Raw genomic sequence first — 14,150 nt, forward strand, 5'->3', positions numbered from 1 at the left:
TTTATCTGTGGATAATATTGTTGACAATCGCTCCCTTTATAAACAAGGTTGTGGATACTCTCAAGATCGTTTTGATACATAGTAAAAAATCTTGTCGAATCAATGACCTATTGGTATGATAATGATAATCTTTATCATTAAAATCGAAAGAGGTCACATCACATGCCCACTGCTATTATCCGATTGCTTCGTTATAGTTTATTTTTACTTTTGTTGTTTGTTTTAACTGCCTGTGGTACCACACAGGTTTCATCAGAACCTTCAGATGAAACGACATCAGCAACTAATTCCAGTACGTCTGACACCCAAACAGTCACAGACGACTTTGGTCATGAATTGACAATTCCAGTTCAACCTGAGAAGGTTTTCGCTCCTTACCAGGAGGATGCCTTAACAACACTTGGCGTTACTCCCATTGCAAAGTACTCCGTCAATGGGACCGTGCAAACCCATTTAGAATCCGCTCTTGAGGATGTCCCTTCTTTTGAGATGGCTTCTGGCATTTCCCCAGAAGCTTTATTAGAGCTGGACCCTGATCTTGTGATTGTAAGCTCACATTTTCTCCCTACCGAGCAGTACGATCCTCTTGCCAAAATTGCGCCGGTTTATTTATTGGATAGCAGTTCCACTGATTGGGAACAAAGCTTAAGAACGATTGCTGAGCTCCTTGGAAAATCAGATCAGGTCGAGCAAAAAATGACCGACTATAGCGGCACGCTTGAGGATGCGAAAACCACAATCGCTCAGCAGGAACAACAACGAGAGACGTATATTGTGTTTCCAGGTGAAAAAGAGTTTTTCATCGTGGGGAGTGACTTCCTTTCAGGAAAAGTTCTCTATGGTGAGCTTGGGCTTACACCACCAAACATTGCTACAGAGACACCAGACAATTTCACCTCAATGTCGCTTGAAATGATTCCTGAGTTAGGCGATAGCAACCTTTTTGTCATTACACCTGAAGGACAAACGACAGAGCAAGTAAAAACACTGCTCGATACGCTGCCTTTATGGTCGGATTTGCCTGCGGTCCAAAATGATCGTGTGTTCCACGTGGATACTGGGCATTGGATTAACTCTGGATATATGGCCAATCTTGCGGTAACGGAGGACGTCCTCGCTGCCCTCACATCAACAAAATAAAGCAGATTTACGTGGCTTGAGTTGAGATGAAAAGCAGTTGTCGGTCAACAATTGTTATGGTAAAATCATCTTCACGCCACATCGGGATGTAGCGTAGCTTGGTAGCGCGCATGCATGGGGTGCATGAGGTCGCAGGTTCAAATCCTGTCATCCCGACCACCATTTATCCAAAATGAACAGTGTGACAGTAACAAAATCCTCCACATATTCTCGATCGATCTCCAATAGATATATATTTTTCATCCCCCATTTAAGATGACATCTCTTAGAATATGTAAAGGCTTTCCTGAATCGGCATATGTATCATTCACCATGGTCACGACCATCTGCCTCGTCGGTAAAATACACGTGTACTGCCCTCCCATACCCATTGCGAAATAGAATGGTTCATCCGTCAACGTTTTCGAAGTCCACCAATGGTGTCCGTAATGACCAAAATGAGGGTATGTTAGGTTCTCCGGTTCCGTTGTTCGATCAATCCATTCTTCACTTATCAGTTGTTTCTTGTTCCACCTCCCTCTATTTAAGTAAAGCATTCCAAACATATGCAAGTCCCGAATACTAAGATGGATCCCGAAGCCACCAATATTGATTCCTTGAGGGTCCTCATGCCAAAGAAAGTCTGCAAAGTCCAGTCGAGTGAATAAATAGCGTTGGGCAAATTCTCGTGCAGTTGCCCCTGTTTGCTTTTGTAAAATAGCCAGTAGCAGATGACTACAGCCCGAGTTATAGTTCATTTTTTCGCCAGGTTCACTTACTAGTGGACGCTGCAATGTAAAATTAACCCAATTAGGGCTATGAATCATCCCTGGCCATCCTCGCCACTCCCCCATTTCCGGCCAATCAAATCCAGCTGTCATCGTTAGCAAATGGTCAACTGTAATGGAACGTTTTTTATTGTCCTGGTCGTTAAGAAGCGTTGGAAAGTAGGTTGAAATCGGCGTATTGAGGTCAGGGATATACCCTTTGTCATAAGCTATTCCAATGAGCGCTGAGGTAATGCTTTTCGTACAAGAATTGATCTTATGTTGCTTCTTTTCTGACTTTTTATTTTTGAAAAATTGATAGATCTCTTCATTTTCTTTACTAATCAAACAGCCATGAAATTTTTCCTTTTTAAATACTTTGTCCAACTGTTCAGTGTCCAGCATAAATGCATTGTGGGTTGAAGAAACCATTGAGTCCATCCTTCCTTTTTAGAGTTTCCTTCATCTATTGTAGACACTTTTCAATTTTATGTTCTTGAACTAGTTTTATCTCCCATATTATACCCTTGTTTCAGGTGCATGTAAATATTATCCATAAACTCAACTGTATGAGTAAGGGACAGTTTTAGATTAGTATTTCTGTAACATTATTCGGCGAGGTTATGATATCACTGAATCAGGGTAATACATTAGTCTGAATGGTCCATGAGTATTCTGCACCGAACATCACAAACAGCACTTTCTTTGAGTTCCTTGAAACAGAGGCTTATACTTACGTTAAGATTGCATATCCTAGCGATAAGGCGTCTAGAGTTCTACTATTCACCTATGGAGGTCACATTTTTGACAACTATTGCCGTACTCATTCTCATTGTGCTTATATTATTAAATGGTTTTTTTGCTGCATCTGAGATTGCACTTGTTTCCTTAAACGAAAATAAGGTAAAACGCAACGCCGAGGAAGGAGATAAAAAAGCCAAAAAGCTGTATGCGTTGATCTATGAGCCAAGCCGCTTTTTGTCCACCATCCAAATTGGCATTACGTTGGCTGGTTTTTTAGCAAGTGCGTTTGCCGCGGATTTTTTCGCTGGTCCCTTGGCAGAAGCTCTTGTTGCCATGGGGGTTCCAATTGCTCTATCCACACTTGAAACAATCTCAATTGTCTTTATTACGCTACTGCTTGCTTATTTCACGCTTGTTTTTGGTGAGTTGGTTCCAAAGCAGCTTGCCCTGCAAAAAGCAGAGGCGATTGCGAATGTCGCTGTCACACCGTTGACCTTGCTTTTTAAAATCTGTCTTCCGATTGTCAAGCTGCTTTCGTTTTCCACAAACACGTCATTAAAGCTTCTCGGGGTCGATCCTCATGCGGAAAACGAAGAAGCGACTGAGGAAGAAATTCGCTTGATGGTCGAAGATGGTGGCGAAAAAGGGACCATTCATAAAGAAGAAAAACAAATGATTCACAACATCTTTGAGTTTGATGATAAAACAGCGTCTGATATTATCACGCATCGGACAGATATGTCGGTGTTGTCTGTGAACGCTTCTCTCGAAGAAGTCATTCAGCTTGTCAATGCCGAAAAATATACACGCTTTCCTGTCTACGAGAATGATTTGGACTCGATCGTTGGTGTGTTGCATGTCAAAGATTTGTTCCAATTTACGAGCAATCACGATCAAAGCACATTCCGTTTACGGGATGTCATCCGGAAGCCTTATTTTGTTGTCGAAACTCAATCTCTGGACGTCTTGTTTAGAGAGATGCAGAAAAACAACGTTCATATTGCCATTGTCCTTGATGAATATGGGGGCACCGAGGGGTTGTTGACCATTGAGGGCATTATCGAGGAGATTGTTGGTGACATATTCAGTGAGCATGGGGGCAGGGATCTCTCAGATGAAGTCTTGCATTCCATTGATGAACATACTTTTTCCATTGCGGGCATCACCCATTTACACCAACTTGAAGAGCCTTTAAAACTTGATCTCCCGACAGAGGAGTTTGATACACTAAGTGGGTTTCTCATTGATCAAATCGGCTCACTCCCTTCTGTTGGCGAACAACCGACTGTGCAATACAAAGACGTCATTTTTAACATTGTTGAAGTGACGGAGAAGCGGATTGAGCGCGTACATGCAACAATTCAAAAAAAGGAAACAACTGAAACTGAAGAGGACTAATTTCTATGCTGCATTGTGAAAACAATGTAGCTTTTTTAATGCAAGCAGTCTTTCGCCGCTTGCGAGATTTTTTTGTCTTATCTATTGCTTATTAATGCATAGCGACTTCTCCTAAGTCTTCTCGCCTTAAAATCAAAATATTTCACTCAGAAAGGTTATTTTTACATCTCTTGATTAACTTTAATACGAGAATCGGATAAAATAAAGTTCACCAAAAAACCGAACTTCACAAAGCGAATGAAATAAAAATTGATCTTCAGCGTAGGAAAACTACGTAGACTCCTGCGGCAAAGTAAACACGACGAGGTTTTCTCGAGTCGATGTTGCACTTGTACCCTTTAGGGATTTTTCCGAAGTGGTCGAAGGACACCTCATATATTGAATAAAAATCCTACTATATCAAATCAGACACTTTTTTTCGTTTACACAATTCCACTTCAAAATTGTTTATACTATGGAAAAAGGACCGTTGGATCGCTAGGAGATGAACTGAACGTATGGGACTTGGAAAACGTATTCGCATCATTCGTAAACAACAAAATCGGACGCTTGATGACATCGCCTCACAATGTGGATTTACAAAAAGCCTCTTATCAAAAATCGAAAATGAGGTCACGACGCCACCAATCTCAACACTAATGAAAATAGCCGAATCGCTCGGGGTTACCGTGTCTGATCTTTTAGAAGAAAACAAGGACATTGAAACTGTCATGACAAGAGCCAGTCGTTACAGCACTCACGACCAGCTCATTAAAACTGAAAAAGGCTATTCTTTTTATGCCTTTGCGGCAGGCCGGCCTGACAAACGAATGCAGCCGTATTACTTTGTCGCCAAAAAAGGCGAAGTCAAATCGCATGTATTTTCACATGCCGGTGAAGAATTTATTTACGTGCTCGAGGGCACGATGAATTACAAAGTTGGCGATGTGGAGTATACACTACAGCCAGGGGACTCCGTTTATTTTAGTTCGCTAGAAGAGCATACGTTAACACCCATTTCAGAGGAAGTCAGGTACTTGGGCGTCTTTAGCGCACCATGAGTTGTCGTCCTTTACAAAGAAACGATACGTCTTTCCTTTGCAGATACATAAGCAGCATCAAGCAGTGCAATCGTATTCAGATTATCCTCTGCACTGTTTGCTGCGATAGTCCCTTCGTCAATGGCTGTCAAAAGCTGATTCAAGCCCTCATACGTTGCTTGCTCCCTCGACACTGGATGAGACCATGTTGACATTGGCTCGTTTTGTTCATGGTTGCGTCGTTCGACGTCACTACCTTTCACCTGTAAGGTTCCTTTCTCCCCAATCACCGTCATCTCTGTTTTGTTCACACCCGAAGAGAAACTTTGAATATAGGTGACGGTTGTTCCGTTTTTAAAACGAACCTGCACCGTCGCATCGGTTTCCCCTGCACAGGTGACATTGTTTGAAGAGCTCATCAGACAGTAGACATCCTCAGCCTCTTCACCGATGACCTGGCGGAAGCCATCAAACCAATGAATGCCCATCACAGACAATGCGTGACGTTCACACTCCGTGCGCCAGCCAACATCCTGACGATACATCAGGTTTGTAAAAACAATGGTCGTAATCTTTCCAATGACACCTTCCTTGACCTTCTCTCCCACAAGCTCGAAAGGAAAGTGACGTCTGAAATTTTGGTTAACCGAAATGGGAACTTGAAACGATTTGGCTTTCTCCGTGATCTCCCGAGCCTCTTGTAATGAATCCGAAAATGGTTTTTCAACAAAAACCGGAAACCCAGCTTCGATTATGGGGAAAAGCACTTGCTTCCGTATCGGAGATGGTGTACAAACGACAACGACATCAACATCACCTTTGCGCAAAAAATCATCAAGGTTCGTAAAGCGAGCTGAAATCCCATGCTTATCAGCTTTTTCATGCAACAGAGCTTCATTCGGATCGCAAAGCGCTGTGATCTTAATACGTTCTGGATATGGCTTGTAGCCATCGAAGTGTAAACCCGTAACACCACCCGCTCCAACTATGCCAATCTTGTATTGTTTCATTTTTCTTCTCCACCCTTCTATTCAACAGTCATCAATTTTTGTGCTTGCAAAAAGTTCACAGACTGTGAGAATGCCTCTTCAACTGAGACGTCACGTGTTTCCTCATCGACAATGAGCCAATCGTCATACGACCATTCCTTAACTGTCCTGCAAACACTGGCCAAGTCTAATGTTCCTCTGCCTAACACTGTAAAGCTGCCTTCCTTTGACAAGTCCTTTAAATGGATGTTGTTAATGAGCGGCTTAAATTGTTGCAGTGCATCTGCCAAATCCGTCATCCCACCCTTAGCCGCATGCGCAGTGTCAAAGGTGAGTCCACAGTAGTCCGGGTTGATCGTATCAAACACGGCGTAAATGTCTTCAACGCTTTCCAATATCGTATCGGCATGGTTATGAAGCGACAGAACGGCCCCTGCGTCATTAGCTCTTTTCCCAAGCTCATTAAGAATTGTAGCAAGTCCCTTTACACCGGTATCATCTAAGTGCTCTTTTTGGAGACCTGCACACACACAAACCTGTTTGCCCCCAACACCTTTCATGAACGAAAAGAATTGATCAAATTGGTTGGGCCACTTTTGATAGGAAAGGCTCGGATAAACGATCATACCTCCTTGAGCAAGGTAAGCGGCTTCTCCATACGATTTCCTCAACTCATCAGCGTCTGTTTTCAAAGGTTCATATTGATGAGGCTTCAATTGAATGCCATCAAACGGGTACATTGATGCGAAACGAACGATTTCCTCGTTCTCTCCAGTTTTCCAGGATGGTCGTGAAATGCCTATCTTCATTCACTCAATCCTTTCATATCAAATTGGCGATGCTAATGAAAATGATGTAATTTAGTTCAACTAAGTTGAATTTTATAGACTCTATTGTAACCTATTCTTCAAGTATTTCAATGATTATTTCATATAATCTAATAATTTCACCTTGATTTATTCAACTATGTTGAATTAAAATCAATACAAAAGGAGGATGACGATGACAACAATAACGAACGTCCGTGATGGCAACCATGTACTTGACATGAATTGGGGAAAAATCCAGTGGCTTTGTGGTGAACAGATTGATCCTAATAGTGAGATGACGTTTGGCATGGTCTACATCAATGCCGGCGATGAAAACGACCGCCATATTCATCCAAACTGCGAAGAACTGATCTTCGTTCTGTCTGGCGAATGTGATCATACTTTAGGTGACGAAGTGCACCACCTGTCACCTGGCATGATGCTTCGCATTCCACGAGGTGTTCCCCACAATGCTCGTGTAACGACTTGGGAGCCATGCCGCATGATCATTGTGTATTCAGCACCAGACCGCGAAACCATACTTGAAAACGCTTAAAACAAAAGGGCTGCTTAGTCGGTTTCCCCCAAAAAGAGGAGTGTCCCTGGTCTTCCATCGACCGGTACACTCCTCTTTTGATTTTACGCAAGCACTTCTTTTATGTCTGCTTTACAATTCGAATAGCCTGATATTCAGTGCCTGGTAAGTGAATACGGCATGTTCCCTTGTACACACCATCAAGAGACTGTACTGTCATCCCCCACGTATCAATGACGTCAACCTTAAACGAATGCCCTTCTGGCAGTTCAAAGTCTTTATAAGCTGCGCGATGGATGCCAAAATAATAAAGATAATACTGATTTTCTTTCCCAATGGTCGGCACACCAAGTTTGTCGACAATCGGTTCGAGTTCAGCAGGTGCCTCATCAATGATGCTCCTTAGAAAGGCAATACGCTCCGGGCTCTCCCCGTGGAGCTTGCCTCCTTTTGCCCACCAGATCACATCGTTACTGTCCAAATAGGTTTCTCCGTGTGTGCAATAGCCGCCTCTAGTGACAAGCTCCCAGAAACGCCGCGTCATTTCTTGAGGACTAAGATTTCCCCACCTTTGCGGTAAATTGCCCTCATAGCCGCATTCATCAAACAGAAGTGGTTTATCGAATTGTTGATGAAGCTGTTGCGTTAACTCTACGTCCCAATGCTGAAGGCTTACATGGGTAATTACAGGTTTTGTATGGTCATACAACACAAGACTTGAAGGATCATACATTCGCGTTCCGTTATGAATGGAGCGAAGATGATTGTAAGGGTCCTCAGCTTCCGTTAATAAAAGGAGACGGTCCCAATCCGCCATTGACTTTTCGCGCATAAAGTCATATTCATTTGCAAGTGACCACCAGACATTCCGAAATGCCGATACTCGAGCAATGATATAGCGCAAATAAAAATCGTCCGTTTCTGGTTCCATACGATCAAACCCCCACCGCCCTTTGTCGTAGGGATGGAAGAGGATAAGATCTGCCTCTATACCCATCTCCTGCAAGGAGTGCAAATGGGAGTCAAGCTTTTTAAAAAAAGCTGGCTCAAACCGCGTAAAATCAAACGTACCATCCTTTTCTTCAAACGGATAGACATCGGGGCCATCAGCGTTGTACGAATAATTTTTTGGCATGACACACATTCGTACTTTGTTAAAAGGAGCAGCTGCCAAAGTGGCGAGCGATTGTTCCTGAATGTCTTCAGATGAATGGATCCAAGCGTACATCGTTGTTCCAAAGGGCGCGTATGGAGTGCCATCTTCATACGTAAAATGAAACCGATCCTTTGCACGGACAGGTCCGTGATTTTCTTTTGAGGCCGAGGTACATTCAAAGGACCCTTCAACGCCATCAAGTTCAGGGGTGTTGCTAGACGTTATGTACGTCCAAACGCCCGTTTCGTCTGGCATAAACCGAAGGCGGTACGTCCCTTCTCCATCATAAAATCCCCTAACATTCACTTTCCTGTCTTCTTTTTGAAAGGTCGCACTCACGTCAATATCCATGTAAGGGTTTCCATTTGAAGGTCCGGAAAATTCAACTTCATAGATTGACCATTGCTCTATTTTTTTATTTTGCATCTCTTCATTCTCCTTTGTTATTAACCTTTGATTTTGAACGTTGAAATTCCTTCTATAAAAAGTGCATTTCACTGAAAAAAGAAGTAATTTGGATGTGATAGCTGATCCTCATTCCTCACCTTCTGCATGTCGCAACACAGAATTAACGGCTTTTCTCCAGCCACTATAAAAGGATTTCATATCTGCGACTGGCATTTTAGGATTAAAAATGTGTACATCTCGCTTTGGATTAGGAAGCTCATCTGTTGAACCCCAAACGCCAATCGACAACCCAGCTAAATAGGCTGCTCCTAAGGCTGACACTTCTTTTATGGATGAAACGAATACAGGTATTTGCAGCATATCTGCTTGATATTGCATGAGAAGATGGTTGGACGTGCCCCCACCATCTACATGAATTTCAGTTATTTCATTCGTCGAAGCCTGCGATAAAAAATGAACGATATCCGTCACTTGATAGGCTACTGCTTCTGTTGCTGCGCGAGCCAAATGGGCCTTTGAGCTGCTACGGTGCATACCGACAATGGCCGCCCGACTGTTCGGACTCCAATAAGGCGTGCCGAGCCCAGCAAATGCTGGTACGAAATAGACACCGCCATTATTCTCAATTGAAGCGGCAAGGGTTTCTGCTTCATCCAGCGTTTTAACAATGCCTACTTCATTAATAAGCCAATTGAATACATCGCCCGTACTATTGATCACCCCTTCCAACACATATTGAACACTTCCGTTCAAATCCCATCCTACAGAAGTAATCATACCTTTTTCAGGCGTTTTCAATAGTTTAGCAGGCATCATGACGGATGTTCCTGTACCAAACGTTGCTTTTACAGCTCCTTCTTTAAAACATTGCTGACCAAATAATGCGGCTTGTGAATCTCCAATAACACCTGTAATTTGCCACGCTTCGCTCGTAATTGAACGGTCCTTCAACCTTCCAAACACCGCCGTAGACGCCTTCACTTCCGGCATCATTTCTCTTGGAATAGAAAACAACTCAAGTAGCGAGTCATCCCAATCCATCGTATGGATATTGAAAAGCATCGTTCGACTTGCATTTGTGCTGTCCGTTGCATGAACTTCACCTTGAGTCAAATTCCAAATTAACCAACTATCGATCGTTCCGCACAGAAGCTTCCCTTCAGTGGCTTTGTCCCTTGCGCCGTCCACATGATCTAGAATCCACTTCACTTTCGTTGCCGAAAAGTAAGGATCAATCGGCAAACCGGTCTTTTCACGAACGACCTGCTCCCATCCTTCTAATTGAAGGGATGTACATATGTCTATCGTTCGCTTGCATTGCCAAACGATGGCAGGATAAATGATTTTCCCAGTCGCTTTTTCCCACACAACGACTGTTTCTCGTTGATTCGTCAATGCCAAAGCTGCAATGTCCACGTTAAGCAGCTGTGCACGATGAGAAATTCTTTTTATGACTTCTTTCACATTTTCATATAATTCATATGGATCATGCTCAACCCAACCAGGTTGAGGGTAATCCTGCTGATGTGCCTTTGCACTTTTTCCAATGATTTCTCCAGTTGAATCAACGAGAAGCCCTTTTGTTCCGGAAGTGCTTTGGTCGATGACAAGAATGCAGGATGGTCTCATCGTCATTTGTTCACACTCACTTCCGAGCAACCAGCTCTGCGGCATCATTCACTAGCTGTAATGGTGTTATTCCATAATGCGCAAACACTTCTGCCGTAGTACCAGCAATCGCGGGCTCATCTGGAATACCAACAATCTTCATAGGCACGGGCGTGACTTGACTTACAAGTTCTGCAACAGCTGCCCCCAGCCCCCCAAATATGCTATGTTCTTCAATGGTCATAAGGCAACCTGTTTCCGCCGCTGCTTTTAGTACTGCTTTTTCATCAAGTGGTTTTATCGTATGCATATTTAACACGCGACAATCAATGTGTCTCGCAGACAGTTCCATTGCCGTGTCCATCGCCACTCGAACCGTTTCTCCTGAAGCAATGATCGTCAAATCCATCCCTTCCTTCATCATGATGGCCTTGCCCGGTTCAAAGGTGTACGCTGGCGAGGCATACACATCCTCTACGGCGTTACGTCCAATGCGGATGTAAGCAGGGCGTGTCGTTTCATAAACTGTAGCGATCATTTTTTTGGTCTCATGCCTGTCTGCGGGCATAAAAACGTCCAATCCTGGTATGGCACGAGTCACAGCAAGGTCTTGAACGGAATGATGAGACATTCCAAGTGCGCCATAACTAATCCCACCGCTTATGCCGATTAGTTTTACATTCATTTGCGAATACGCCACATCGACTTTTATTTGCTCAATTGCCCTCATACTAAGAAAACATGCCGGCGAAGCAACAAATGGCTTTTTCCCAGCGGAGGCAAGTCCCGCGGCGATTCCGACAATATTCTGTTCCGCAATGCCTACTTCAATCAGTTGTTGAGGCAATTCCTTTGCAAATTCATTAAGAGACGCAGACCCACGTGAGTCACTCGTTAAAACGACTAGATCCTTATCCAATCGGGCTAACTCTAGTAACATTTCACTCATTGCTTTTCGATTGGCGATTGTGTTTTTTCCCACAGATCTCATCAGCGCTTCTTTCATCACAAGACCTCCAATTGCATCTTGAGCGTATTTATCGCTTCTTGATATTCATCTTTACTAGGTACTTTATGGTGCCATGTGACTTTATTTTCTGCAAAGCTAATTCCTTTGCCTTTCACGGTGTGAGCGATAATTAAGTTTGGTTTGTCCTTCGCAAAAGGCAGACCCCGAAAACACTGGACAATGGATTCCATGTCATGTCCATCTATTTCGACAACGTGCCATCCAAAAGCTCGCCACTTATCAGCTAATGGTTCAATCGCCATGACATCCTCCGTGTCGCCAGTTATTTGAAGACGGTTGCGATCGATAATGGCGACGAGATGGTCAAGCTTGTAGTGAGAAGCTGTCATTGCTGCTTCCCAAATCGACCCTTCCGTCTGTTCTCCATCTCCCATGATCGTGAACACACGATAGCGATCTTGATTTAGCTTTCCCGCTATTGCCATGCCGACAGCAACAGACAACCCATGCCCAAGTGCACCAGTATTCATTTCAACACCGGGCACTTTGTTGTTCGGATGGCCAATGAGCTTTGTGCCAAACTGTGAGAACGTTTTCAAATCTTCTTTTGGAAAGAAACCTTTCTCAGCTAAAACGGCCCAATACGATTCCACTGAATGACCTTTGCTTTGCACATATCGATCCCTTTCGCTCCATTGAGGATTAAGGGGATCCACGTTCATTTCATGATAATAAAGGGCTGTGAGGAGATCAGTGATGGAGAGCGATCCACCTAGATGACCTGCTCCAGCTTCATAAATCATGTCCAGCACATTGATCCGAATCTCTGTTGCTTTTCTTTTCAGTTCAGTTATTGTTTGCAACTCGTTCACCTCTTGGAACATTTAGATCACTCCCTCGCAGCCACGCCCGAATTTCGCTTTCTGTTGGATCAACCGGATCTGCAGTTAAACCTGGGATATATTCACACGCTTCAAATAAAACAGGAATGACATTTGCATGAATACCAACTGAATGATGAATATAAGGACCCTTCACAAGCTTCTCTTCCCAAAGTGGCCAATCATTCACTTCTACCCATACATAGGAGCCTCGTGTAAACGGACCTTCTATTCCATTTGCTTTTCCTAGAAACAGCGAATACTCCCCATGATCTCCATCAAACCTCGAAATGGTCATCTGCCCACCTTTAATTTGACCTTCATGTGTGCCTGGTGAATGATCTTCAAAAAGGAAATGCTTTTCTAGTTTTGGCTTGTTTTCAACACTTAGCGATACCGGGAAATTCCCACAATGAAAAAGCAGCTCTCCATTTGGGTGGTCAGGATGACGGATCGTAATATCTGCAAAAAACGTTGGATGACGATTCATCGCTGCAGACTGGACCATAATGGACGTAATAGCCCCGTGAATATCTGTTTCGCAGGCGACGGGAATTTGTTCATCGGTAAGAAGTGCATTTGCAAGGCATGGCATAATGCCGATAATGTCTTGTAAAGTAGACCAACATTGAATCGCAATTGCCGTACTGCCAGTTTCAATTGCCAATTCCTTAAGGGCCACTTTTAATGATGCAATTCGTTTGATATCGCTCTCACTCACTGCACTCCAATCAAGCGTTTTCTTAATATATTCAACACTTTCTTGAACAGAAACATCGTGCTCCTCTTCAACCCGCAACGTTCTTTTTTTCAAATCATCTAACGTCACTGGGTGAATTTGAATGTTAAACTTCTCAAGCAATTCGCCTTCATTACAAATAACAGACCAAAAATCAGCTGGCCTTGTAGAAATCTGTAAGACACGCATAGACGTAAAGTTTTTAACGACATTGGCTGCTGCGATAAAATTTATGAAACCGCGTTCAAATATAGGGTCATCAACGGCACAGTTTGTAATGTACGTAAATTTGACATTAAACCGTCGTAAAACCTTTCCCGTTGCAAATAACCCACACTGTGTATCACGAAGCCTCATACCATCTTGCAGTGGCGCCTCATCACGTGGACCCCATAGCAGCACAGGCTTGCCAACCGCCTTTGCGACCCGTGCAACAATGTCTTCTGTTCCAAAATTGCAGTGCGGAAAGAACACAGCATCCACGTTTTCTTCTTGAAAATGTCTGATGATTGCCTCTTCTTCTGAGCGATCATATAAAAGCCCCTCATCGTTTATCGAATCTAAATCAACAATTTTTATATCAAGGCCAAAACTACTCATCTTTGCTTTTATTCTTTCTTTATAGAGAAGAGCATCCTCCCGGCTGAATACAGACCTTCTCGTTGGCGCATAGCCAACAGTAATAAGAGACATTATAGGACCACCTTTCCGACATATTAAAATGTTTAGTTAATTACATAAAATAGTATCAGTTGTTTAGTTTTTATGTCAATGAGTTTAGTGATATTGCATAAATTTATTTAGTGTTTAGTCTCTGCCGGAACTTAAAATATAGTTCTATATTTAGTGAATACATTCAGTATTTTTTTAGGTGCAGACACTAATGTTGCATAAATAATTTCATAAAATTCTGTTCTGTTCTTTATTCATCGCGGGTAAAGCAAAAAAAGGAGAACCTGAACGAAAGGTGATCTGTCCATTTGGTAATTATATACATTTAGACATAGG

General features: G+C 43.0%; 12 protein-coding genes and 1 tRNA gene. 5 read left to right on the forward strand and 8 right to left on the reverse strand.

Annotated features, from left to right (window positions below; translation table 11 throughout):
* Positions 1-162 precede the first annotated feature (162 nt).
* Together EV213_RS19820 and EV213_RS19825 are read left to right on the forward strand one after the other, a co-directional pair.
* Positions 163-1,140: an ABC transporter substrate-binding protein gene (locus EV213_RS19820; protein WP_133582315.1), complete on the forward strand. Its 978-nt coding sequence runs from the start codon at positions 163-165 to the stop codon at positions 1,138-1,140.
* Between the two features lie 82 nt (positions 1,141-1,222).
* A tRNA-Pro gene (locus tag EV213_RS19825) sits at positions 1,223-1,299 on the forward strand.
* An 80-nt stretch (positions 1,300-1,379) separates the two neighbouring features.
* Here the strand turns inward: EV213_RS19825 and EV213_RS19830 are convergent.
* Positions 1,380-2,318: a serine hydrolase domain-containing protein gene (locus tag EV213_RS19830; RefSeq protein ID WP_133582316.1), complete on the reverse strand. Its 939-nt coding sequence runs from the start codon at positions 2,316-2,318 to the stop codon at positions 1,380-1,382.
* 372 nt (positions 2,319-2,690) lie between these two features.
* On the opposite strand from EV213_RS19830, the gene EV213_RS19835 reads away from it, so the two are divergent.
* Positions 2,691-4,028 (forward strand): hemolysin family protein, encoded by a 1,338-nt coding sequence (locus EV213_RS19835; RefSeq protein WP_243740301.1) that lies wholly within the window; start codon positions 2,691-2,693, stop codon positions 4,026-4,028.
* A 497-nt stretch (positions 4,029-4,525) separates the two neighbouring features.
* Complete coding sequence (locus tag EV213_RS19840; protein ID WP_133582318.1) at positions 4,526-5,068, forward strand: helix-turn-helix domain-containing protein; 543 nt, start codon at positions 4,526-4,528, stop codon at positions 5,066-5,068.
* Positions 5,069-5,079: 11 nt separating this feature from the next.
* Here EV213_RS19840 and EV213_RS19845 read toward each other — a convergent pair whose 3' ends face one another.
* On the reverse strand, positions 5,080-6,057 hold the full coding sequence (locus EV213_RS19845) for a Gfo/Idh/MocA family protein (protein ID WP_133582319.1): 978 nt from the start codon (positions 6,055-6,057) through the stop codon (positions 5,080-5,082).
* A 17-nt stretch (positions 6,058-6,074) separates the two neighbouring features.
* Positions 6,075-6,845 carry a sugar phosphate isomerase/epimerase family protein gene (locus EV213_RS19850; RefSeq protein ID WP_133582320.1) on the reverse strand — a complete coding sequence of 257 codons (771 nt, stop codon included), beginning with the start codon at positions 6,843-6,845 and terminating at the stop codon, positions 6,075-6,077.
* A gap of 193 nt (positions 6,846-7,038) precedes the next feature.
* Here EV213_RS19850 and EV213_RS19855 point away from each other — a divergent pair, with 193 nt between their 5' ends.
* On the forward strand, positions 7,039-7,401 hold the full coding sequence (locus EV213_RS19855; RefSeq protein WP_133582321.1) for a cupin domain-containing protein: 363 nt from the start codon (positions 7,039-7,041) through the stop codon (positions 7,399-7,401).
* Between the two features lie 100 nt (positions 7,402-7,501).
* Here EV213_RS19855 and EV213_RS19860 read toward each other — a convergent pair whose 3' ends face one another.
* The 5 genes from EV213_RS19860 to EV213_RS19880 form a co-directional block, all read right to left on the reverse strand.
* A complete protein-coding gene (locus EV213_RS19860; RefSeq protein WP_133582322.1) occupies positions 7,502-8,962 on the reverse strand; it encodes a DUF5605 domain-containing protein in 1,461 nt (486 codons plus the stop codon).
* Positions 8,963-9,070: 108 nt separating this feature from the next.
* The gene (locus EV213_RS19865) at positions 9,071-10,579 is read right to left on the reverse strand and encodes an FGGY-family carbohydrate kinase (protein WP_243740303.1); all 1,509 of its coding nucleotides are present in this window, start codon (positions 10,577-10,579) and stop codon (positions 9,071-9,073) included.
* 10 nt (positions 10,580-10,589) lie between these two features.
* Complete coding sequence (locus tag EV213_RS19870; protein ID WP_243740304.1) at positions 10,590-11,558, reverse strand: transketolase family protein; 969 nt, start codon at positions 11,556-11,558, stop codon at positions 10,590-10,592.
* Positions 11,558-12,406: a transketolase gene (locus tag EV213_RS19875; RefSeq protein WP_133582323.1), complete on the reverse strand. Its 849-nt coding sequence runs from the start codon at positions 12,404-12,406 to the stop codon at positions 11,558-11,560. The genes EV213_RS19870 and EV213_RS19875 overlap by 1 nt, the downstream gene beginning before the upstream one ends.
* Positions 12,369-13,835 carry an L-fucose/L-arabinose isomerase family protein gene (locus EV213_RS19880; protein WP_133582324.1) on the reverse strand — a complete coding sequence of 489 codons (1,467 nt, stop codon included), beginning with the start codon at positions 13,833-13,835 and terminating at the stop codon, positions 12,369-12,371. The genes EV213_RS19875 and EV213_RS19880 overlap by 38 nt, the downstream gene beginning before the upstream one ends.
* Between the last annotated feature and the right edge of the window lie 315 nt (positions 13,836-14,150).

Origin of the sequence: Aureibacillus halotolerans (genome assembly GCF_004363045.1) — a bacterium.
Lineage (GTDB): Bacteria > Bacillota > Bacilli > Bacillales > DSM-28697 > Aureibacillus > Aureibacillus halotolerans.